Raw genomic sequence first — 20,935 nt, forward strand, 5'->3', positions numbered from 1 at the left:
ACGGAAGAGCCGTCCTGATCAGTGGGAACAAGCGGCCCCCCGAACGGGGCGACGGGAGTTTAATCTTCCCTATGACGACGCAGTCTGAGGTCGACGAAGTTCGGCAGATTGAAGCGCAGGCCGCGCCGACGCGGTTTGCCCGCGGCTGGCACTGCCTGGGCCTGATTCGGGATTTCGGCGATGGCAAGCCGCACGCGATCAACGCCTTCGGACAAAAGCTCGTTGTCTTCCGCAGCGCGAACGGCACCATCAACGTCCTTGACGCCTTCTGCCGGCACATGGGCGGTGATCTCTCGCAGGGCGAAGTCAAGGGCGACGAGATCGCCTGCCCGTTCCACGACTGGCGCTGGGGCGGTGACGGGCGGTGCAAGCAGGTGCCCTACAGCCGGCGCACGCCGAAGCTGGCGCGCACCGCGGCGTGGACCACGCTGCAGCAGGACGGGATGTTGTTCGTGTGGAACGACCCGGAACGCAAACCGCCGCCCGCGGAGGTCACGATCCCCCGCATCGAGGGCGCCACCAGCGACGAGTGGACCGACTGGCACTGGTACACCACGGTCGTGCACAGCAACTGCCGCGAGATCATCGACAACGTGGTGGACATGGCCCACTTCTTCTACATCCACGGCTCGTTACCCACGTATTTCAAGAACATCTTCGAAGGGCATGTGGCCACGCAGTACATGAACGGCGGGAGTCGTCCCGACATCGGTAGCCCCGAGGGGACCACGATGCTGGGGACCACGTCGGTGGCGTCCTACTACGGGCCGTCCTTCATGATCGATGACCTGACCTACCACTACACCGACGGCGACGCCAAGACGATCCTGATCAACTGCCATTATCCGATCGACTCGAATTCCTTTGTGCTGCAATATGGCATCATCGTCAAGAAGTCGGACAAGTTGTCTGGCGATGAGGCGCTGAAGACTGCGATCAGCCTGGGCGACTTCGTCAAAATCGGTTTCGAGCAGGACGTGCAGATCTGGCGGCACAAGGCGCGCATCGACAACCCGCTTCTCGTCGAGGAGGACGGGCCGGTCTACCAGTTACGTCGCTGGTACCAGCAGTTCTACGTCGACGCCGCCGACGTCCAACCGGATATGGTGGACCGCTTCGAGTTCGAACTCGACACCACCCGGCCCTACGAGGCGTGGATGAAAGAGGTCGAGGCCAACATGGCCGCGCAGGGTGCTGGCCAGATGTGATGTCGCTCGATTCGTCCGTGCGCCAAGATAATCGCCTCGACGAGATGCCGATGCGCCCTGTGGGGTGCCGTAGGTGCGGGGCGCAGGTACTTGCTCGCAAAAGTAGCTGGAATCAGACCAGCGTGCAGTGGAACGCCGATGCGACGGCCCGGTGCGTCGAGCGTGCCGAAGCGCAGAGGATTTCCACGCCCGGCGGTCGCGGCGTGTTCCTGGCGTGTTCGGCGTTGCAGCAGTCGATGCTCGAAGCCGTGCGGCGTGGCGGTTTGGCCATCGTCGACGAAACTGTTTGACCCTTATTCCGCCGAACGTCGAATTATGCTGCCGTTGAAGGTTTTCGCGCAAATAAGTCGACGCTCGGCGGTGGGGTGATCCCATCATGCGAGCTGGAAGGCGCTGATGGGCGCCTCTTCGGGGTAGACGGCGGGGCCGCCCAGGTCGTAGCCGGCGTTGAGCGCGCTGATGAACGCCGGGTCGTGCAATGGTTCGCTGGGAATGTCAAGCTTGATGCCCCTGCCGCTGAGGTCGTCGACCATGATGTCGATGGCCTTCTCGATGGTCAGGTCGTGCGAGCCCTCCATATTCTTCTTCAGCTCGTCGTGGTCGGTGAACACCTCGGCGGACCAGTGCACCAGGAACCGCAATTGGTCGGTGTGGTGGCGGGCGATCACCTCGTCGCCGTTTTTGAGCAACCACTGATCCCGGTCACCGGGGTCACCGGAAAAGACGGTGTCGAAGGACAATCCGGCCGGAACTTGTTGCTCGAGTGGTCCGTTCGCTTCGCCGCGATGCACCATCATTTCGTTCTGCACCACCACGCCACGGTTGTTGATCGGCGGCAAAACGCGTCTGGGTGCCTTGAGCGGCCCGTCGGGCCAGTAGGTGAATCCGCTCCCGGGGTCGAGCGAGAACCACGTGATCACCTGCGCCATTTTGATCAGGTAGTCGCCGAACAGGCCGGATTTGCCCATCACGCTGGTGAGCCAGGTCGGCGCGTTCTCGTGACGCACACCGCGAAAGCTCGGCGAGTCCAGATGTCCCGGGTCGCGGTTGGCGCACGGCCCGTTGATGTTGAACAGCATCAGCTGCGGTTTGGCGTACTGGGCGTTCCAGTAGCTTTTGGCCATCTCGAGGAACCGCGCGTTGTAAAAGCAATCGTGCAGCTGTGGGTAGAGCACCGCGCCGTAGTTGGCGAGGTAGCCGCGGAAGGTCGGGGTCAGGAACAGGTCGAGCGATGGGGTGAATCCCTCTGGGAAAAGGCCGCTCATGGTGGCGATCAGCTCATCGGGGGACGCGAAGTGTTGCGCGATGATCAACCGCCACGGCCCCTCGGTGCGTACCACGTCGAGCAGGCGTTCGCGCTGATCGTCGGTATAGACGTTGTCGACCTCGCGCGGCGGCGCGGCCGGCCGCAACACGTCGGAAAGCTCGATCCGCCGGTCGTCGCTGAGCATCGGCTGTCTCCTTTTGCAGTTCGTGCTCTGATTGTGGGCGGCGCGGTGGCGATGTGCGGGGCGGCAGCCCGGTCACCGGGACGTCAAAACTCCGACCGGATGGCCGAACTTGGCCTGCAGTAGCGCGCCGATCTCGGCGATGGCCAGCCGGCCCCGCGCCGTGGCATCGGAACGCATCAGAAATCCGTGGCACATACCGGGATAACGGGTCAGGGTGGTCTGCACGCCGGCATCCCGCAGCCGTGTCGCATACCGCTCACCCCAATCCCGGATCGGGTCGCACTCCGCGGTGACGACGATGGCCGGCGGGAGGCCGGCAAGCTCGGATGCGTAGGCGGGAACCAGGTATGGGCTGCTGGGCGGACCCGCGTCGCCGTCGACCAGGGAGTGCATGTAGTCGATGTCGTCGCGGGTGAGCATCGGGGCGTCCGCCAGGGAGGTGACGGACGGAGCCGTCATGTCGCGGTCCAGGCCCGGATACAGCAACACCTGCGCGCAGATCGGCGGACCGCCACGGTCGCGCGCGGCGAGCGCGACGCCGGCGGCGAGTGCGCCACCCGCGCTGTCGCCGATCACCCCGAGTCGTTCGCGGTCGACCCCGAGATGACGGGCATTGCGTGACACCCATTCCGTCGCGGCGTACGCATCGTCGAACTGCGCGGGCGGCGGCCACTCCGGGGCCAGGCGGTAGTCGACCGCTACGACGGTGGCTGCCGACGCCGCGGCCAGCTCACGCGCCAGAGGCTCGAACGAGTGGTTCGAACCCATCACGAGCCCGCCGCCGTGCAAATACACCAGCACGGGTCCGCCGCTCTCGGCGTCGGGGCGGTAGACCCGTGCCGGGATGTCGCCCGCGGGACCGGGTATGGCTACTTCTGTGACGGCGGCCATCTCGGCCATCGACTCGGGCGGTGGCGCGGATTCGAGCGCGGCGCGCACGGCCGCGAGCCCGCGCTGGCGCATCGGTGGGATGTCACCGAACGAAGCGATGCGGGCGGCGGCATCGGGGTCCAGCTCGGAGGTCCCCATGTCAGAGCTGGTTGGCACCGAACCGGCGTTCCGTGCGCAGTGCCGGCCGTCGTTGCGTGGCAAGCACTTCCGCGCGCTCCGCCATCGCCGAGCCGACATACGCGGGATGGGTGAGCAGGTAGAAACGGCCCTCGGCGGCCTGTTGGAACAGTATTTCGGCGGCCGCCAATGGGTCCATCGCGACCGCTTTGATGTCCAGCATCGCTTCGCGATGCGTCTCGGCGGCGCCGATGTCAGCGGCCTCGGTGGCATCGACACCCCCCGCGGATTCGAAGATGCTGGACACCACCGGCCCGGGCAACACGGCCTGCACATGTATGTGGTGGTCGTGTCCCGCCAATTGGACCTCGGTGCAGAGGCATTCGGTCATCGAGAGCACAGCGTGCTTGCTCACGATGTAGGGCGTCTGCAGCGGCATTGTCACAACGGCGCCGACTGACGCAACGTTCCACACCCACGCCTGCTCGTCGGCGGCCATCATTTTCGGCAGAAATGCCCGCACGCCGTGGAAGACTCCGCTGATGTTGACGTCGACGACGCGTTGCCAGTTCGTCACCGGCGTATCCCACAGATAGCCGAACTGTTCGACACCCGCGTTGTTCACCAGCAACCGCACCGCGCCGAAATCCCGATAAACCCGGTCCGCGAGGCCCTGTACCGCCGCGGGATCACGCACGTCGCAGACGATGTCGACGGCCGTACCTCTGGTCGCGCACAGTTCGTCGCGCAGCGCGGCGATGCCGTCGGCGTCGATGTCGGCGAGCACCACGGTCATGCCCAACCGGTGGGCGTGCCGCGCCAAACCGGCACCGATCCCGGATCCAGCCCCGGTGATGACGGCGACGCCGCCGGAGAATGTGCCGCGGGCGGTCATGATGGGGCGGTGCTGTCGGCATGCAGGTCGGCCAGCAGGACCGAGTTGGTCGCATCGAGAACGACGTCCATCTTGGTCAATTGCAGCCCGTTGTCGCCGCGTCGGACGGCGACGTTGACAATCCCGCTGGAGACCGCGAACGGCACGAAATTGGCGATCTGGTTGACGAGTATGTAGAACCGCGCGCGGGTGACGTCACCGTCAGCGCCGGTGCGGTGGACATTGGTGGCGTGGTGACGCAGCGGGTACGGGCTCTGCTTGCGATGCTGGGACAACCACTCCATCACCGCGTCCCGGCCGTTGAGCTCGGGCGACATGAGTTCCTCGAAAGGACTTGCGCCCGAGTCACTTCTCGTCACGTAGTGCACGTCATGGGCATATCTAGCCGCCAGCTCGTCGTAGTGGGCCTCGTCGTAGTGGTACCAGAACTCGCCGATGAACTCCTGCAGTTCCGACAGGGTGACGTCGTTGTTCATGCCATGGAATGAAACTCCACTGTGGCCGCGGCGGCACGGCGACCGCCCGATGAGTGGAACACCGTCCGCATCACTCGGTGATGAGGCTCCACAAGCCCCCGACGCTCGCGTGCATTGCAGCGTCGGCGACGACGTCGTCCCAGTAGCGCATCGAACCGAACTCCGATCGCCACGCGAGCGCAGCCCTGGTGAATTCATGCAGGCGGTGCTCACGGGTGGTGCCGATGGCACCGTGCACTTGGTGGGCGTTTCTCACCACCAGGGATGTCGCGTGGCCCGCGCACGAGCGCGCCGCGGCCACAAGGAATTCCAAGGCCGGGCCCGACCACTCTCGCGTGATGCCTGCCGTCAACGCCGCCTCGGTTGCGGCCCGGGCGAGCGCGGCCTCGGCGGCAACGTCGGAGACCAGGTTCTGAACGCCTTGGAATTTCGACAACGGGCGCCCGAACTGGGTTCGTGAGGTCACGTGCTCGATGCAGAGTTGCAGTATTGAGTCCAGGGCGGCACACACCTGGATCGCCCGCACCAACCCCGACTTCAGCCGCAGCTGGCTGACCAGGCCCGCGCCGATGGGCGTTCCCTGCCAGCCGGAGAGTTCGGCAGCCACGGTGTCGCGTGGTTCACCGATCAAATTGGCGCCGCGGGTGATGGTGAGCATTTCGGCTGCAACGTCGGTGACGCGATATTGCCGGTCGACGTGCCATACGACCACCACGCGATCGGCCATGCTCGCCCATGGCACGTGCGTCGCGACGCCGTGCTTGTCGACCAGGCAGACCGTCCGCGCCGCGCCGTCGGCGGCCAACCCGCTGGCCTCCAGGAGCCAGCATGCCAACAAGTCGTGCTCCGCGAGCGGGATTCGAATGCCGCTGCGCACCGCCGCCTTCAGGAGTTCGGCCGCCTCGTACCACCCAGCGCCGCTGCCACCGTGCTCGACCGCACCGGTGAGGCGCAGAAGACCGAGCTCAGCGAGGTGGTGCCACAGGTCAGAGCCCCGATCGACGATCGTTTCGCCCGCCAGCTTTTCGCGGTGGCCGGCAAAGACGGCACCCATCATGTCGGCCAGGGCTTCGTCGACGGAAGGCGTGGTGCTCACCGCAGCCCCAATCCGCGCGCAATGACTCCGCGAAGCACCTCATTGGTGCCGCCGCGCAGGGTGAACCCCGGCCGCTGGTCCACGGCGGCACGCACCAACGCCGCGAAGATCCGATCGGGGGAGTCCTGCAGGTCGGCGAACTCTGCGATGTCGCCTTCGGTGACGGTGCCGAGCACCTTGACCAGGGCGGCGGGGATGTCGGCCGGCTCGCGCCGTTCCAACGCGCCGGCCACTGCGGTGGACATGTGGTGCAGACCGGTGACACGCGCAACGAGCCTCCCCAGATCCGCGTCGCGGGGGATGGCGTTCGCCGCCATCCGGTCCGCGCACGCGGCCAGCAGGACGAAGGTCGACAGGTACCGCTCGGGTCCGCTGCGCTCGAAGCTCAGCTCGGAAGTCACCTGCCGCCAGCCGTCACCGATTGCGCCGAACACCATGTCGTCGGGGAGGAACGCCTCATCGAGTATCACCTCGTTGAAGTGGTGGGCGCCGTTCATCGAGACGATCGGGCGCACGTCGACGCCGGGCCCGCGTAGGTCGACGATGAACTGGCTCAGTCCGGCATGCCGGTGCTCTGGATCCAGTGGCGCTGTGCGGGCGAGCACGATGAACGCGTGGGCGAGGTGTGCGCCCGACGTCCAAACCTTGGTGCCGGTCAGCGACCAGCCTCCGTCGACGCGCACCGCCCGGGTGCGCACGCTCGCCAGGTCGGAGCCGGACTCCGGCTCGCTCATGCCGATGGCGAAGAAGCACTCGCCACGCACGATCCGCGGCAGGAAAGCCAACTTCTGTGACTCCGTGCCGTATTTCAGCAATGACGGCACGATCTGCCGGTCGGCGATCCAGTGCGCAGCGACGGGGGCGCCGGCGGCGAGCAGCTCCTCGGTGACGGCAAACCGCTCCAGGAATGAACGCCCGTGGCCGCCATATTCGACGGGCACCGTCATCCCCAACCAGCCGCGCGCCGCGAGCGCGGCGGTGAAGTTTTCGTCCCATCCCGACAGCCAGGCGTCCACCGACGGGGTGAACGCGCCGGCAGCCCGTTGGTCGTCCAGGAACTCCCGCACCTCGTCGCGAATCCCCTGCGTCGACAATGGGTCGACTGAGACAGGGGGCACCAACCGGGAGAACGCCATCACCGTATCTTCCACCCTGCGCATTTCACCGATCAGCTGATCCCGAGCTGAATCGCTCGCGCAGCATGCGTTTCAGCAGCTTGCCGCTGGGGTTCTTCGGTAGGAAATCGACAAAGAAGACTCGCTTGGGCGTCTTGAACCCGGCCAGGTGCGCGCGGCAATGTGCGAGTATGTCGTCCTCGGCGAGGTCGACGCCGTCGCGAAGCACCACCGCCGCGACAACGGCCTCGACCCAAACCGGGTGGGACAGGCCGAACACCGCGACTTCTTCGACGCCGCTGTGTCGGTAGATGACTTCTTCGACTTCCCGGCTCGCGACGTTTTCCCCGCCAGTCTTGATCATGTCCTTCTTGCGGTCCACGACATGGAGCAGCCCGTGCCCGTCGTAGTAGCCGAGGTCGCCGGAGTGGAACCAGCCGCCCCGGAAGGCCTCGGCTGTCTTCTGTGGGTCGTCCAGGTAGCCCAGCATCAAATGAGGGCTGCGGTGGGCGATTTCACCGACGACGCCCGGGGCAACGGGGGCGCCGTCGTCATCGAGGATCGCCGTCTCCACGTTGGCGACCGGACGCCCTGCCGAACCTGCGTGCGCGTCCTGTTCGTCGGGTCCGAGCGCGGAGGCCAGCGGCGCCATTTCGGTCTGGCCGTAGAAGTTCCACAACCTCAGACGTGGCAGGCGCTCCCGAATCTCGCTGAGGATCTCGATCGGCATCGCTGAGGCGCCGTAGTACCCTTTGCGCAGGCTGGACAGGTCGACGGTATCGAAGACGGGTGATCGCAGCAACGAGATCCAGACCGTCGGTGGGGCGAAATAGTTGGTGACGGCGTAGCGCTCGATAGTGCGCAGGACGAGTTCGGGATCCGGCCGCGGCAGGATGATGCTGGTGGCGCCGAGATAGACATCGGTGGCCAGGAAGTTGTCGAGTTGTGCGCAGTGGTAGAGCGGCAGGGAATGGATCTCGACATCGTCGGCGGACATGTCGCCGGCCAGGATCGTGCTGATGTAGTTCCACATCAGGCTGCGGCTGGTGTGCATGGCGCCCTTGGGTCGGGATTCGGTGCCGCTGGTGTACATCAGGCGCAGCAGTTGGTCGTCGTCGATGTGGGGACGTGGGGCCGTCGATGTGGTGCTCAGCCACTCGGCGAAGTCAGACCAGCCAGCCGGAGCGGACTGCCCGGGCGGCAGCAGCGCCGCCTTCGTCGTCACCGATCCACCCAGTCGCATGGCTTGCTCAGCGGTGGGTGTCAAGTCCGCTTCGACGATGAATCCTCGTGCGTCACTATGGCCGAGGATGTAGGAGACCTCCTCGGCGGTGAGCATGAAGTTGACCGGGACGAGGACCACCCCCACCCGTGCAGTAGCGAATACCAGGACGGCGTATTGCCAGCAGTTGCGCGACAAGAGCGCCAACCGCTCACCGGCTCTAAAACCGTTGTCGCCCAATGCCGCGGCCGCGCGGTCCACCAGGTTCTCGAGTTCGGCGAAACTCAGCACGACGTCACCGTCGACAATCGCGATCTTGTCCGGGTGCCTGCGCGCGGACCGGCCGGGAATGTCGCCGAGTGAATGGCTGCGTGCGCGCGCGACGGTGACGTCAAGGTCGCCCAACTCCATGCGGGCCACGCTAAGCCCTGATATCCGGCGGATTGCCGACGGTGTCCCGCTGAGTAGACAAGGGCTGCCCGCTGGCGATGGGCGGCGTCGATACTCGGCGTCATGAGTACTGGCGCACCCGCGAGAGCCGACCGCACCGGGCTGGTGGATGTCGACCCGGACGAACTGCGGGCCAACCTGCTTCGGGCTGACCCCGGTGTGCTCGTCGCGGTGCTGGCGCAACTGACCGGTGACGCCGGGGTGGTCGACCGCTTCGCGCCGAAGATCACCCACGTGCCCGACCCGCCCGAGCAGGCGGGCACTACCGACCCGGAGACGAGGGTGGCCATCGTCGAGGCAGTGGTGACCGCGCTGCAGATGCCCCGGTCTCTTCACGCCGCCCCTGCCGACGACCCCGCCCTGTTCGCGCGGATCGCGCCGCTCGCACTCGGCGGGACGATCGGTCCCGAGTACATCCCGCTACTGTTGGAGCAGGGCGGATTCCAGCCGCCACAGCCGGTGCTGCCACGCACCGCGAAGCTCCCCGACGACTTCCGGGTGGCGATCATCGGCGCCGGTATTGCGGGATTGACCGCCGCGTTGGAGCTGGCCGATGCCGGCGTGGACTACCAGATTTTCGACCGTAACGACGAGGTTGGCGGCACCTGGTACACGACCACCTATCCCGGAATCGGTGTTGACACCCCCTCGGCGTACTACTCATTGTCGCGCGACGTCAACGGCGACTGGTCCTGCTATTACCCGATGGGGCCGGAGTATCAGTCCTATCTGGTGTCGGTGGCCGACAAGTACGAACTGCGGGAGCGCACCCGCTTCGGCACTGAAGTCGAAGCCCTTTGGTGGGACGACGAACGTCATCAGTGGCAGATCCGTGCGCTGGGCCCCGACGGTGCCCGTGAGATCAGCTACGCCAATGTGGTGATCCCCGCCGCCGGCTACCTCAACCGGCCTCGCTGGCCGCAACTGAATGGAAGGGGGACTTTCGCGGGAGTCGAAGTCCATTCGGCGCAGTGGTCTCCCGGTCTGGATCTGACCGGCAAGCGGGTTGCCATCATCGGTGCGGGATGCACCGCGGTGCAGATCGTCGACGCGTGCGTCGACCAGGTGTCGCACCTGACGGTGTTCCAGCGCCAGCCGCACTGGGTGGCACCGCGGCGGCGGCTCACCGATGACGTGCCCGACCATCAGCGATGGCTGGGTACCCGATTGCCTTTCTACGCCAATTGGATTCGACTCAAATCCTATTGGGGAACCGCAGACAACAACTACCCCGTAATCTTGTACGACGCCGAATGGGCGCGCGGCCATATGTCCATTTCACCGGCCAACGATGTGCTGCTGCAGATGTGCCTGAAGTACATCGACGACGTCTTCGGCGCCGGGAGCGAACTGGCGCGGAAGGTCACGCCAGACTTCGCGCCGTACGGCAAGCGGATCATCCGCGATCCCGGCGGATACTATGCGGCGCTAGCCCGCGAGCACGTCGACGTCGAAGCGAGCGAGCCGGCCCGGGTCAACGAGGCGGGCATCGTGACGGCCGACGGCCGGCAGATCGACTTGGACGTCATTGTCTACGCGACCGGTTACTATCTGGATTTCTTGTCCACCATGGAGATTCGGGGGCGAGACGGCAAGAAGCTGGCCGAGGAGTGGGGCAACCGACCGCGGGCTTACCGGGGTGGGACCGTCCCCGGGTTTCCCAACTTGTTCATCTCGTCGGCGCCCAATTACAGCCCGGGACACGGTGCGGGCCACAATTTCGGCGTCGAGGTGATGGTGCACTACGTCATGGAATGCCTCCAGCTCATGGCGCTGCGAGCGGCGCCGACAATTGAAGTGAAGCAGCGCGCTTACAACGACTACGTCGCCGACATCGACGCGACGATGGAGGGCACGGTGTGGTGCCACACCCCGTCCGCGCACACGTACTACCGTTCGGGCGGCGGACGAATCGTGACAGCCTTCCCATACCGGCTGCTCGACGTATGGCGTGATCACCGTGCACCGGTCGAGGACGATTTCGAGTTGCGATGAGCGAGTTGCTCTCCGGGAGGACGGCTTTGGTCACCGGCAGCAGCCGCGGGATCGGTCGGGCGATCGCCCAGCGCTTGGCTGCGGAAGGCGCCACCGTGGCAGTCACGGCCCGCTCGCACGCCACGTCGTCATCCGTCCGCGGTGGAGCGGCGACCACGCTTCCCGGCACCGTCGCCGAGACGGTCGAGTTGGTCGAGGCCGCCGGCGGGAAGGCATTCGCCGTCGCGGCCGATCTCGAGGATGCCGGGCAGCGCGACGGGCTGATCGACAAGGTGCTCGACCGCACCGGCCGCATCGACATCCTGGTCAACAACGCAGGTTTCGCGGACTACTCCCTGGTGGAGGACATGAGTCTGGAAACGTTCGACCGCACGGTGGAGCACTACCTGCGCACGCCGTTCGTCTTGACGAAAGCCACTGTGCCGCGGATGCGCAAGCAGGGCGCGGGCTGGATCGTCAACATCGGCTCGGTGACGGGCGTAGCCCCGGTGCGACCGTATCGCGACTACAACAAGACCTCCGGCGACGTGATCTACGCATCATGCAAGGCCGCCCTGCATCGCTTCACCCAGGGCGTCGCCGCCGAATTGCTCGATGCCAACATCGCGGTGAACTGCGTCGGCCCATCGACGGCCGTTCGCACGCCCGGTGCTGCCCAGCTCATTCCGCATGGCTTCCCGACCGAGCCGGTGGAATACCTGGCGGAGACTGTGCTGGCGATGTGTCACCTGCCCGCCGCCGAGCGCACCGGACTCGTCGCGTTCAGCCTGCACTTTCCGTGGTCGCAGCAACTGCCCGTGCACAGTTTGGATGGAACCGCGGTGCTGCCGCCGCTGCCACCACCGCCGACGGCCAACCCGAATATCCGGGCCGCGGGGCTCTAGTTCGCCGCATCACGACTCGTCCTTCAGCCGAGAACCGGGTCGTGGCAAGCGCAGAAGCTGTGGCAGACGCGGTCGTGGATGATGACGTCGGGACACTCGGGGTCGAACCAGCGGTCCACGACGGCCCAGTGGATCGGATGCATCAAATACGGCCCCATCAGTCCGCCGACGTCGGAGAACTCTTGCTCGAACACGTGAGTCCAGGCGGAGGTGCCGACGCCCTCGGACACCCGGCTCAGTTGCCATGCGCGGATGGACGAGACATAGCGCGCCATCGACGACAGTTCGTGCTCGAAGCGGGCGACCATCGCGGCCGGGGCGTCGGAGGACACCCGAAGTAACAGGGCGCGATACACCGTGCCCGGCGTTTCGCTGCGGCGAACAGGCCTGCCCCAATAGTTCGCGCCGTTGACCCGGGTGACTGCGAAGTCGGTAAGAAGAGGGGTGAATCGCCTTAGGGCGAGACCGGCCCGGTCTTCGGCATCGAACCTCAGGTGCACCAGGATGTCTCCGCCGTTACGCGCCCCCGGCAAAGTCGGCTGCACCACCCAGCGCAACGCTCGGGCGTCGCGGGCTACCGCCCGCAACTCGGTGAGCATCCGGTCGCGTTCATGCTTGACGACGTCTAACAACCTGGTGACGCTAAACATCGCAAAGCCGGTCCACGTCCTCGGGGGTCGCGGCGAACGATCGGGACCGCTCCTGCACGAGTTCGGCTATGTTGCACCACCATTCGCCGAGGGCCGGGTCCGGCCTGCCCTTCCACGTCATCTCCCACCACGCCCGCACGTTGGGCAGCGTCCAGGTGATCGTCACGGTGTTCGTTTCGTCATCGAACCAGATCGGCGGGCTGACCAGGACATCGCGCAACGTCATCCCGCGCTCCCGTGCGCCAGGGGCGTACTCGGCGAGGTAGGCGTCGACGAACCGCCGAGCGCAGCCGGGCCGGGTAACCACCCGGTCGATCACGAAGACCTGGCCGCCCGCCATGTGCACGCGTTCACGCGTACTGAAGGGCGGGCCGCGCCGGCGGACCTGCGGGACGCAGCGGGCGCAGCGGCTGCAGAGTTGGAGCGACGCGCTGCGGGCCGTCCTCGACGTTGCGCCAGATGCCCATCGCGGTCATGCGCACCGGGGCCGTCAGTCGCTGGTCGAACATCATGCGGTTCATTGGACCGCACACCGACACCGCCGCCACCGTCTCACCGGGCCCGCCGATCGGTGCTGCCACGCAACCGAATCCGAGCAGCGACTCCTCGCGCTCGAACGCGACGCCATGGGCCCGCACCTTGGCTAACTCGACGGCCAGCTGGGTGCCGCTGGAGATCGAGTATCTCGTCTTCCGAACCCGCAGATCGAGCTCGGCACCCTCATCGCGATAGGCGAGGATCGCCTTGCCGACCGCGGTGCAGTGGGCGGGTTGGCGACCACCCACCCGGGTGGGGATTCTCTGGTCACCGATCTTGTCCAGGTAGACAACGTCCGGGCCGTCGAGCACGGCCAGGTGCACGACAAGGCCGGTGGCGCGGTGCAATTCACCCAGCAGCGGGCCGGCCGCCCGCACCAGCCGGTCCTGATGCACGGCGAGCGATCCGAGTTCGACGAGGCGCATGCCCAACTCATAATCGCGGCCGCTGCGGCGCAGCCAGCGCAGCTGTACCAGGCGTTCGAGCATCCGATGCGCCGACGAGCGCGGCAGGCCGGTGCGCCTGACGATCTGCGCCAGGGTGAGCCGCCCCGGACCCTCGAAGGCGTCGAGAACCAGCGATATGCGGTCGATGACGGCCGTGGGGGTGGCGGGTTCAGCGATACCTGACATCGATCCCTCCAAATGTACCTGACCGGTATATTCCTATTAGGAATATATTCCTAGCACACCGGTGTGGCGGTTGTCACGCATGGCGGACCGGGGAGTCGGCGGGCTTGGAGGCAGTGGTTGCGGCGGTGAAGTTGCGGCTGGCCTCAGCCCTTGGCCGCGGATCGTCCCGCGCGGCGGCCGTAGAAACTGCCGTCACCGAGCGAGATACCGCTGGCGTAGCCCCACGCGGCCAGCCCGGCGGTGCAGCGCCCGGCGGCGAAGAGACCGGGAATGGGTTGACCACTGACGTGGAGCACCTCGGCGTCGAGCGTGGTGGCCAAGCCCCCCAATGTGAAACCGCCGGTGTTCTCCCGCAAGTCGATGGCGCCGACCGGGGAACCGATGGGCTTCAACCACTCCGGCTTCTTGTGCAGCAGCGGGTCCTCGCCGCGGGCGGCGCCCTCGTTGTAGGCGGCCACGGTGGCCTGCAGGGATCCCGGCGCGAGGCCCATGTCGCGTTCCAGGTCGGCGACGCTGTCGGCCACCCAGGTCGCCGGGCGCAGCATGAACTTCGGGGACCACGACGCCATCGCCTCTTGCTGGGCGTCGTCGTCGATGATCAGGAAGGCGATGTTGTCCTGCTGGTAGAGCGTGAGCTGGCCGATGCGGCCAGGATAGGTGTCCTCGGCGACGTAGCGCTGGCCGCGGCCGTTGACCAGGATGCCGCGCACCAGTTGTTGGGGGTCGATGAAGATCGCGACCTCGGTGGCGTCCATATGCGCCAAATCGGCGCCCAACGCCTGCGCCATGCGGATCGCCTGCCCGTCGTGCTGCTCGATGGATGCGGCCGGGCGGCCCGCGATTCGCGGGGCGTAACGGGCCACCATCGCGTCGTTGTAGGCGAAGCTGCCCGTCGCGAGCACCACGCCCTTGCGGGCACGGACCGCAATGTCGTTGCCGTACTGACGCGCGCTGATCCCGACCACCCTGCCGTCGGCTTCCACAATGAGGCGTTGCACCCGCACGTCGTAGAGCGCGCGTGCGCCGGCGGCGGTGGCGGTCTCGACGAGCGGCTTCATCAGCATGTAGCCCGCGCTGGCTTCGCCCTGCTTCTTGTTCGACATCTGCGGGACGTGCCCGCGCGGGGCGGGGGAGGCGATCGTGTTGAAGGGGTAGGCGTTTTCGCCGCCGCTGTACATCAGGCCCTGGTCACCCATCGGTTCCCAGCCGGGTTCGGAGAAGAACTCCGCCTTGAACGGAACGCCGCACCCGACCAGCCAGTCAAAGTGGGCGACGCTGCCGGCGCAGTAGTCGGCGATCCGGTTCTCGTCGGCGCCGGGTCCCATCGCGACGTTGAGGAAAGCCGCCATGTTGTCGACGGAATCGTCGAAGCCGCAGGCCTTTTGCAGGGGTGTGCCGCCGCCGAGGTAGATGAACCCGCCGGCCATCGCCGCCGCCCCGCCCCAGGACCCGGTGCGTTCCAGCACCAGCACGTCGGCGCCGGAGCGCGCCGCCTCCACCGCCGCGGCGGCGCCGGCCACCCCGTAGCCGGCGATGACCACGTCGGCCTCGTCATCCCACGACGGGATGGACGCGGCCGGGATCGGCGTGACCTCGGTATCCGGCGTCATAGCCGCATGGCCGCGGGCATTTCGCCGATCCACTGGTGGCCCCAGTAGCTGTCGGCGGTGATTTCCTCTGCGGTGTAATACGTTTCGTCGACGCGCATGCCGTCGGTGCCGAACTCGATGTCCCAGTCACCGGGCGCCCGGACGTAGAACGACACCATCTTGTCATTTGTGTGCCGGCCCAGCGTGGAGGACAGCTGGAAGCCCTCGGCGTTCACGCGGTCCAGTGCCTGCCCGACGGCGTCCAGGCTGTCGACCTCCACCATGATGTGCACCAGGCGCGGGTCGCGCTGGTGTGCGGCCGGCACGATCGCCAGGCTGTGGTGGCGTTCGTTGATGCCCAGGAAGCGAACCCGCACGGGCCCAAACTCTTTGGGCAAGGGCACCCGGAACGCGCCGCGGGAGCGGAACCCCAGCACCTCCGTGTAGAAGTCGAACAGCCCGTTGGGGTCCATCGCGGGCACCACCACGTGGCCCATGCCCTGGTCGCCGGTGACGAACTTCGCGCCGAACGGGGTGACGACGGGGCTGTGGTCGAGCACCGCACCATGGAAGACCTCGAGCGTGGTGCCGGCCGGGTCCTCGAAAGTGATCACCTCTTCCACGCGGCGGGCCTCGGCCTCGTCGGTGGACAGTTGCTTGAACGGGGTCCCCGCGGCGTCCAGCGTCGCCTTGACCCGTTGCAGCGCCGGGCGGTCACGCACCTCCCAGCCGACCGTCAGCACCCGGTCCGCCTCACCGGGTAGCACGATGAGCCGGGCGGCGCGCTCGTCCATCCGCAGGTACAGCGCCTCGGGGTCGGGGCCCTTGCCCTTTGCGAAACCCAAGACACCGAAGGCGAATTGCCGCCAGCGGTCGATGTCTGTTGTCGAAATGGTGATGTAGCCCAGGCTTTTCAGGTCGGTCAACGTGTTCTCCTAGATCAAAGCCCGCAGGGGACCCTCGGGCGGATCGATGCCCAGCGAACTCAGGGCCGAGGCGTGATAGGTGGTGCCCGGCATGTGGATGGCGTGCAGCTGGCCGACATGCACGTCGCGCCAATACCGTTGCAGTGGCTTGTCCATGCGGGCCGCGTTGCCGCCCGAGCGGGCGAAGATCTCGTCGACCGCCGCCACCGCGCGCCATACCGCGCGGATCTGGTTGCGCCGACCGGCCGCGCGGTCGGCGAACGACACCTCCTTGCCCGCGGCGACCATGTCGTAAATGCGGTCGGCGTTGGCCAGCAGCTCCTGGCGGGCTGCGTTGATGTCGGCGGCGGCCTCGCCGATCGCGAACATGACGTAGGGGTCGTCCTTGATGGCGGTGCCGGTGGCGCCGACGCGCTCGCGCTGGTAGTCCAGGTGCGCGGCCAGGGCCCCCTCGGCGATGCCGATCGTGGCCGCCGAGATGCCCAGCGGGAACATCGTCGACCACGGCATCAGATACAGCGGCTCGGTCATGCCGGCCTCGCGCTGGGCGGTGCCGTCCATCACCTTCGTCGCGTCCATCGTCCGGTAGGACGGGACGAAGGCGTCCTTCACGATCACGTCCTTGGAGCCGGTTCCGCGCAGCCCCACCACGTTCCACGAGTCCTCGATGATCTCGTAGTCCTTGCGGGGCAGGATCATGTGCAGCATCTGCGGCGGCATGATCGGTATGCCGTTGTCGTCGCCCAGCATCGCGCCCAGGATGATCCAGTCGCAGTGGTCGGTGCCCGAGCTGAACTGCCAGCGGCCGTTGAAGATGTAGCCGCCGTCGACGGGCTTGGCCACCCCCTGCGGAGCGTACGGCGAGGCCATCCACGTGTCGACGTCGTCGGCCCAGATCTCGGCCGCGACCTTCGGGTCCGCGTAGGCCAACTGGTAGGGGTGCACGCCGACCACGCCGACGATCCAGCCGGCCGCCGGGTCCAGCGCCGCGGTCGCCATCGTCGTCTCGGCGAACTCGCGGGGGTGGACCTCGAAGCCTTGATATTGCTTGGTTTGCAGCAGCCGGATCAGGCCGGCGCCCTTCATCAGCTTGACGGTGTCGTCGGTGAGCCGCCCGATCCGCTCGGCCTCGGGGGCCTGGTCGCGCAACTGATCCGCCATCGCCACGACCCGGTCGAGTACCCGTTCGCTCATGTTGGTGTCCTTACGTCTGGGGGCTTAGTAATGGTCTACCGCAGTTCGTGCCTCAGGCGGAGCCGTTCCCGATGAGCGGAAGCAAATGCGGTCAGAATCGAATGCACAATGCGGCGCTCACGGGCAGGGCCTGGCACGCCAGGATCAGGCCCTCCAGCCGGTCGGTTGGCTCGAGGATGTCGTTCGCGATCATGTCGACCTCGCCCTCGACGACCGTCGCCACACAGGACCCGCAGCGGCCCTCCCGGCATGAGTGGGGCACATCAATGCCCGCACCGAGCAACACGTCGACGAGCGTCTGATCGGGTGGCCAACGAAGCCGGTGACGCCGACCATCCAGGTCGACCTCTAGCCGCGCAACCTCCGCCATGCAGGAATAATCTGCCTCCGAAATCGTGCCCGCATACGCGCGTTCCCGATGGCCGGGACAACGTCACCGCAGTGTCCGGTGACCGGGAACCGGCCCCGGCGGTCGAGGCGGTAGGACATACCGTCCGTGCCTGTGAATAGCGCGGAGCTGGTCGACGTTGTCGTGGTCGGCGCCGGGTTCGCCGGCCTCTACGCCCTGCACAAGCTCCGCAGTCAGGGACTGTCCGTGCGGATTCTGGAGGCGGCGCCGGAGCTGGGCGGCACCTGGTACCACAACCGATACCCGGGGGCGCGGTGTGACGTCGAAAGCGTTGATTACTCCTATTCATTCTCGGACGAACTGCAGCAAGAGTGGGACTGGACCGAGAAGTACGCCACCCAGGCGGAGATCCTCGCATACCTGAACTGGGTGGCCGACAAACTCGACCTGCGCCGCGACATAGCATTTCGGACCCGGGTCGTGTCCTCGGCGTTAGACGAGACAACGCTGCGCTGGGTGGTTACCACCGACGGCGGTGACGTGCTGTCCGCCCGATTTTGCCTGATGGCGACGGGCCCGCTGTCGGCGGCTTTGACGCCGAACTTCCACGGCCTCGATTCGTTCGCGGGCGAGATTTACCACACCGCCGCGTGGCCACAGCATCCGGTCGATTTTGCGGGAAAGAGGGTCGCCGTCATCGGCACCGGTTCGTCTGGCATTCAATCGATTCCGATCATCGCCGAACACGCCAGGCATCTCTTTGTCTTCCAGCGCACACCTAACTACAGTGTCCCGGCCGGCAACAAGCCATTGAGCAAAGGGGAACTCGACCACATCAAGGCGAACTACGCAGAACGGCGGCGGCTCTCGTGGCGCAGCAGCGGCGGGTCACCACACATTACGGCGCCTAAGCCGACGATGGAGTTCACGCCGGAGGAACGTCGGGCGGCGTTCGATAAGCGTTGGCAGCTGGGAGGTGTGCTGTTCTCTAAGACGTTCCCTGACCAGATGACCGACTTGACCGCCAACGACGAGGCCCGAAAGTTCTACGAGGAGAAGGTGCGCGCGGTCATCGACGACCCTGCGCTGGCGGACCTGCTTATCCCCGACGATCACCCGATCGGCACAAAGCGGATCTGCACCGACAGCAACTACTTCAGCACCTTCAACCGGCCGAACGTGTCGCTCATCAGCGTGCGCGACACACCGATCGAATCCGTGGACACCACTGGGATCCGAACCGCTGGCGCGCACTACGACGTCGACATAATCGTGCTGGCAACGGGTTTCGATGCCCTCACGGGTGCGTTGGCCAAGATCGACATCATCGGACGCGGCGGTCGTCGGTTGCGGGACGACTGGGCGCAGGGGCCGCGCACCTACCTGGGGCTGGGCGTCGACGAATTTCCCAACCTGTTCCTGATCTCCGGTCCCGGGGCGCCCGCCGTGCTGGCGAACATGGTGCTGCATGCCGAGGCGCAGGTGAATTGGATCGCCGCAGCCATTGCCTACCTGGATGACCACGGGCTGGCCGCGATCGAAGCGACCCGCGACGCCGTCGACGGCTGGGGAGCCGAATGCGCCCGACGTGCCGAGGCTACGCTGTTCACCAAGGCGGAGTCCTGGTACATGGGCGCCAACGTGCCCGGAAAACCAAGGGGGTTCATGCTATTCGTCGGCGGCTTCGCGACTTATAACGACATCTGCGACGAGGTGGCCAGAGCGGGTTACCCGGGCTTCGATTTGGTCAAGAGGCCGCGATGAAGAGACTGCTTGGCAAGGTGGTGCTGGTCACCGGCGCCGCCAGGGGCACGGGACGGGTGCATTGTCAGCGGTTCGCCGACGAGGGCGCAAATGTGATCGCGCTCGATGCCACCGCAGCGACCGACGAGTTACCCGACACGGCAAGGGATGTCGAAAGCCGCGGTCGGCGCTGCGTGACGGGTGTTGCCGACGTGAGTGACTTGGAGGCTGTAACGGGCGCCGTAGCCAACGGCGTAACGGCACTGGGGCGCCTCGACATCGTCGTCGCAAATGCCGGAATCCACATTGCGGGCGGACGTACATGGGAACTTGACCCCCGGGACTGGCATCGCACGCTCGATATCAACCTGACCGGCGTATGGCACACGGTCAAGGCTGGCGTACCGCACATGGGCGCGGGGGGCGCCATCGTGATCATCAGTTCGACGAATGGTCTTCGCGGGACGCCCAATACCGCGCATTACACCGCGAGCAAGCACGCGGTGGTGGGGCTGGCGCGCACTCTCGCGAACGAGCTCGGGCCTTCCGGCATCCGGGTCAACACCGTTCATCCCGGGCCGGTCGCGACCCCAATGGTGCTCAACGACAGGACGTTTCGACGCTTACGCCCGGATCTCGAGAAACCGACCGCCGCGGACGCCGCGGAAGTGCTGCGGGCGCGCAACCTGCTGCCGGTGCCGTGGGTGGAGCCCGTCGACGTTGCCAATGTGGCGGTGTTCCTGGCCTCCGAGGAGGCCCGCTACATCACGGGCACCCAGCTCGTCGTAGACGCCGGCCTGTCACAGAAGGCGACATGAGCAGCAGGCCGGATACATGGTCAGCATGCTCGGGGGGTGGCGCGATGAACCGTGCTTGCGCCGGCCGCGCTCTTCGCGCAACAAGGGATGGTGGGAATGATGGGAATCGATGGCAGCGGCGCACCGGAGTATGAGCCGCTCGCCCAGTCCGTTCGCCGACTGATCGACGTGACCATCCGCACCGAGGCCGGCGCCGGTGCCGTCGCGGCGGCGAAGACGCACATTGATTGCGCGGTAGAGCAATTGAGCGAAAGCCTCATGCCGGGCTCATTCGGTGTTCGCCATCCGTTCGACGGCCAACCGGTAACCTCCGGCAACGTCATGATCGGCGCACGCAACCCGGTCGCACCTCCGCTGGTAATTCATCGCGACGCCGGTGGTGCCGTGTGGACGGAAATCACACTCGGCGCCGCTTACGAAGGGCCTCCGGGACATGTCCATGGCGGAGTGTGCGCCTTGGTCCTCGACCACGTCCTGGGCGCGACGGCGCACGAACCCGGTCGACCGGCCTATACCGGCACGCTCACGCTGCGCTATATCCGGGGGACCCGGTTAGGTCTGGTGCGGGCAGGAGCGTGGGTCGAGCGCGTCGAGGGCGTGAAAACCTTCGCGAAGGGGCAGATCACCGATGGCCAGGGAATCACGGTCGGTGCAGAGGGCGTGTTCATCAAGCCGCGCGGTGACCGTGACTGAGGAA

20 protein-coding genes and 1 pseudogene are annotated in these 20,935 nt (G+C 66.4%); 7 read left to right on the plus strand and 14 right to left on the minus strand.

All coding sequences use genetic code 11. The features are described 5' to 3' along the window. Positions 1 to 71 precede the first annotated feature (71 nt). The gene (locus G6N37_RS06205; protein WP_163677438.1) at positions 72 to 1,208 is read left to right on the plus strand and encodes a Rieske 2Fe-2S domain-containing protein; all 1,137 of its coding nucleotides are present in this window, start codon (positions 72 to 74) and stop codon (positions 1,206 to 1,208) included. Beyond that, positions 1,208 to 1,498: a hypothetical protein gene (locus tag G6N37_RS06210; RefSeq protein WP_047323870.1), complete on the plus strand. Its 291-nt coding sequence runs from the start codon at positions 1,208 to 1,210 to the stop codon at positions 1,496 to 1,498. Before G6N37_RS06205 ends, G6N37_RS06210 begins: the two co-directional genes overlap by 1 nt. 84 nt (positions 1,499 to 1,582) lie before the next feature. Here G6N37_RS06210 and G6N37_RS06215 read toward each other — a convergent pair whose 3' ends face one another. The 7 genes and pseudogenes from G6N37_RS06215 to G6N37_RS06245 all read right to left on the minus strand — a co-directional run bounded on the left by G6N37_RS06215 (position 1,583) and on the right by G6N37_RS06245 (position 8,882). Next, positions 1,583 to 2,659: a hypothetical protein gene (locus G6N37_RS06215; RefSeq protein WP_163677441.1), complete on the minus strand. Its 1,077-nt coding sequence runs from the start codon at positions 2,657 to 2,659 to the stop codon at positions 1,583 to 1,585. 67 nt (positions 2,660 to 2,726) lie between these two features. Then, a pseudogene (locus G6N37_RS06220) lies at positions 2,727 to 3,688 on the minus strand (alpha/beta hydrolase); the annotation flags it as partial. A gap of 1 nt (position 3,689) precedes the next feature. After that, a complete protein-coding gene (locus G6N37_RS06225) occupies positions 3,690 to 4,562 on the minus strand; it encodes an SDR family NAD(P)-dependent oxidoreductase (protein WP_163677446.1) in 873 nt (290 codons plus the stop codon). Beyond that, entirely contained in the window at positions 4,559 to 5,038 is a 480-nt protein-coding gene (locus G6N37_RS06230) for a nuclear transport factor 2 family protein (RefSeq protein WP_163677449.1), read from the minus strand. The genes G6N37_RS06225 and G6N37_RS06230 overlap by 4 nt, the downstream gene beginning before the upstream one ends. 70 nt (positions 5,039 to 5,108) lie before the next feature. After that, a complete protein-coding gene (locus G6N37_RS06235; protein WP_163677452.1) occupies positions 5,109 to 6,134 on the minus strand; it encodes an acyl-CoA dehydrogenase family protein in 1,026 nt (341 codons plus the stop codon). Further along, positions 6,131 to 7,270, minus strand: a complete 1,140-nt coding sequence (locus tag G6N37_RS06240) for an acyl-CoA dehydrogenase family protein (RefSeq protein WP_163684695.1) — start codon at positions 7,268 to 7,270, stop codon at positions 6,131 to 6,133. Before G6N37_RS06240 ends, G6N37_RS06235 begins: the two co-directional genes overlap by 4 nt. A 25-nt stretch (positions 7,271 to 7,295) precedes the next feature. Beyond that, positions 7,296 to 8,882, minus strand: a complete 1,587-nt coding sequence (locus tag G6N37_RS06245) for an acyl-CoA synthetase (protein ID WP_163677465.1) — start codon at positions 8,880 to 8,882, stop codon at positions 7,296 to 7,298. Between the two features lie 102 nt (positions 8,883 to 8,984). Here G6N37_RS06245 and G6N37_RS06250 point away from each other — a divergent pair, with 102 nt between their 5' ends. Together G6N37_RS06250 and G6N37_RS06255 are read left to right on the plus strand one after the other, a co-directional pair. Beyond that, positions 8,985 to 10,916, plus strand: coding sequence for a flavin-containing monooxygenase (locus G6N37_RS06250; RefSeq protein ID WP_163677468.1), 1,932 nt, complete (start codon positions 8,985 to 8,987; stop codon positions 10,914 to 10,916). Continuing rightward, positions 10,913 to 11,800, plus strand: a complete 888-nt coding sequence (locus tag G6N37_RS06255) for an SDR family NAD(P)-dependent oxidoreductase (RefSeq protein WP_163677471.1) — start codon at positions 10,913 to 10,915, stop codon at positions 11,798 to 11,800. Before G6N37_RS06250 ends, G6N37_RS06255 begins: the two co-directional genes overlap by 4 nt. 23 nt (positions 11,801 to 11,823) lie before the next feature. Here G6N37_RS06255 and G6N37_RS26130 read toward each other — a convergent pair whose 3' ends face one another. The 7 genes from G6N37_RS26130 to G6N37_RS06285 form a co-directional block, all read right to left on the minus strand. Continuing rightward, positions 11,824 to 12,450: a Dabb family protein gene (locus G6N37_RS26130; RefSeq protein WP_232075316.1), complete on the minus strand. Its 627-nt coding sequence runs from the start codon at positions 12,448 to 12,450 to the stop codon at positions 11,824 to 11,826. Further along, positions 12,443 to 12,790 (minus strand): hypothetical protein, encoded by a 348-nt coding sequence (locus G6N37_RS26135; RefSeq protein ID WP_232075318.1) that lies wholly within the window; start codon positions 12,788 to 12,790, stop codon positions 12,443 to 12,445. The genes G6N37_RS26130 and G6N37_RS26135 overlap by 8 nt, the downstream gene beginning before the upstream one ends. Positions 12,791 to 12,800: 10 nt before the next feature. After that, a complete protein-coding gene (locus G6N37_RS06265; RefSeq protein WP_163684698.1) occupies positions 12,801 to 13,610 on the minus strand; it encodes an IclR family transcriptional regulator in 810 nt (269 codons plus the stop codon). 152 nt (positions 13,611 to 13,762) lie between these two features. Then, positions 13,763 to 15,229, minus strand: coding sequence for an FAD-dependent oxidoreductase (locus G6N37_RS06270; protein WP_163677474.1), 1,467 nt, complete (start codon positions 15,227 to 15,229; stop codon positions 13,763 to 13,765). Beyond that, positions 15,226 to 16,134, minus strand: coding sequence for a biphenyl-2,3-diol 1,2-dioxygenase (gene bphC, locus G6N37_RS06275; RefSeq protein WP_163677477.1), 909 nt, complete (start codon positions 16,132 to 16,134; stop codon positions 15,226 to 15,228). The genes G6N37_RS06270 and bphC overlap by 4 nt, the downstream gene beginning before the upstream one ends. 9 nt (positions 16,135 to 16,143) lie before the next feature. Next, on the minus strand, positions 16,144 to 17,328 hold the full coding sequence (locus G6N37_RS06280; protein ID WP_163677480.1) for an acyl-CoA dehydrogenase family protein: 1,185 nt from the start codon (positions 17,326 to 17,328) through the stop codon (positions 16,144 to 16,146). A 91-nt stretch (positions 17,329 to 17,419) separates the two neighbouring features. Next, positions 17,420 to 17,698 (minus strand): 2Fe-2S iron-sulfur cluster-binding protein, encoded by a 279-nt coding sequence (locus G6N37_RS06285; protein ID WP_163677482.1) that lies wholly within the window; start codon positions 17,696 to 17,698, stop codon positions 17,420 to 17,422. 126 nt (positions 17,699 to 17,824) lie between these two features. On the opposite strand from G6N37_RS06285, the gene G6N37_RS06290 reads away from it, so the two are divergent. The 3 genes from G6N37_RS06290 (at position 17,825) to G6N37_RS06300 (ending at position 20,931) form a co-directional block, all read left to right on the plus strand. Next, positions 17,825 to 19,441 (plus strand): flavin-containing monooxygenase, encoded by a 1,617-nt coding sequence (locus G6N37_RS06290; protein WP_163677485.1) that lies wholly within the window; start codon positions 17,825 to 17,827, stop codon positions 19,439 to 19,441. Next, positions 19,438 to 20,238 carry a mycofactocin-coupled SDR family oxidoreductase gene (locus G6N37_RS06295; RefSeq protein ID WP_163677487.1) on the plus strand — a complete coding sequence of 267 codons (801 nt, stop codon included), beginning with the start codon at positions 19,438 to 19,440 and terminating at the stop codon, positions 20,236 to 20,238. The genes G6N37_RS06290 and G6N37_RS06295 overlap by 4 nt, the downstream gene beginning before the upstream one ends. 99 nt (positions 20,239 to 20,337) lie before the next feature. Next, a complete protein-coding gene (locus tag G6N37_RS06300) occupies positions 20,338 to 20,931 on the plus strand; it encodes a PaaI family thioesterase (RefSeq protein ID WP_163684700.1) in 594 nt (197 codons plus the stop codon). Positions 20,932 to 20,935: the final 4 nt, after the last annotated feature.

This window comes from Mycobacterium seoulense (assembly GCF_010731595.1).
In the GTDB taxonomy this organism is placed as follows: domain Bacteria; phylum Actinomycetota; class Actinomycetes; order Mycobacteriales; family Mycobacteriaceae; genus Mycobacterium; species Mycobacterium seoulense.

Excerpts from the sequence above, each read along its gene's own strand:
- G6N37_RS06285 (WP_163677482.1), bottom strand. The coding sequence starts at position 17,698 with ATGGCGGAGGTTGCGCGGCTAGAGGTCGACCTGGATGGTCGGCGTCAC.
- G6N37_RS06255 (WP_163677471.1), top strand. The coding sequence starts at position 10,913 with ATGAGCGAGTTGCTCTCCGGGAGGACGGCTTTGGTCACCGGCAGCAGC.
- G6N37_RS06240 (WP_163684695.1), bottom strand. The coding sequence starts at position 7,270 with ATGGCGTTCTCCCGGTTGGTGCCCCCTGTCTCAGTCGACCCATTGTCG.
- G6N37_RS06245 (WP_163677465.1), bottom strand. The coding sequence starts at position 8,882 with ATGGAGTTGGGCGACCTTGACGTCACCGTCGCGCGCGCACGCAGCCAT.
- G6N37_RS26130 (WP_232075316.1), bottom strand. The coding sequence starts at position 12,450 with ATGTTTAGCGTCACCAGGTTGTTAGACGTCGTCAAGCATGAACGCGAC.
- G6N37_RS06295 (WP_163677487.1), top strand. The coding sequence starts at position 19,438 with ATGAAGAGACTGCTTGGCAAGGTGGTGCTGGTCACCGGCGCCGCCAGG.
- G6N37_RS06215 (WP_163677441.1), bottom strand. The coding sequence starts at position 2,659 with ATGCTCAGCGACGACCGGCGGATCGAGCTTTCCGACGTGTTGCGGCCG.
- G6N37_RS06250 (WP_163677468.1), top strand. The coding sequence starts at position 8,985 with ATGAGTACTGGCGCACCCGCGAGAGCCGACCGCACCGGGCTGGTGGAT.
- G6N37_RS06225 (WP_163677446.1), bottom strand. The coding sequence starts at position 4,562 with ATGACCGCCCGCGGCACATTCTCCGGCGGCGTCGCCGTCATCACCGGG.
- G6N37_RS06270 (WP_163677474.1), bottom strand. The coding sequence starts at position 15,229 with ATGACGCCGGATACCGAGGTCACGCCGATCCCGGCCGCGTCCATCCCG.
- G6N37_RS06230 (WP_163677449.1), bottom strand. The coding sequence starts at position 5,038 with ATGAACAACGACGTCACCCTGTCGGAACTGCAGGAGTTCATCGGCGAG.
- G6N37_RS26135 (WP_232075318.1), bottom strand. The coding sequence starts at position 12,790 with ATGGCGGGCGGCCAGGTCTTCGTGATCGACCGGGTGGTTACCCGGCCC.
- G6N37_RS06280 (WP_163677480.1), bottom strand. The coding sequence starts at position 17,328 with ATGAGCGAACGGGTACTCGACCGGGTCGTGGCGATGGCGGATCAGTTG.
- G6N37_RS06205 (WP_163677438.1), top strand. The coding sequence starts at position 72 with ATGACGACGCAGTCTGAGGTCGACGAAGTTCGGCAGATTGAAGCGCAG.
- G6N37_RS06210 (WP_047323870.1), top strand. The coding sequence starts at position 1,208 with ATGTCGCTCGATTCGTCCGTGCGCCAAGATAATCGCCTCGACGAGATG.
- G6N37_RS06300 (WP_163684700.1), top strand. The coding sequence starts at position 20,338 with ATGGGAATCGATGGCAGCGGCGCACCGGAGTATGAGCCGCTCGCCCAG.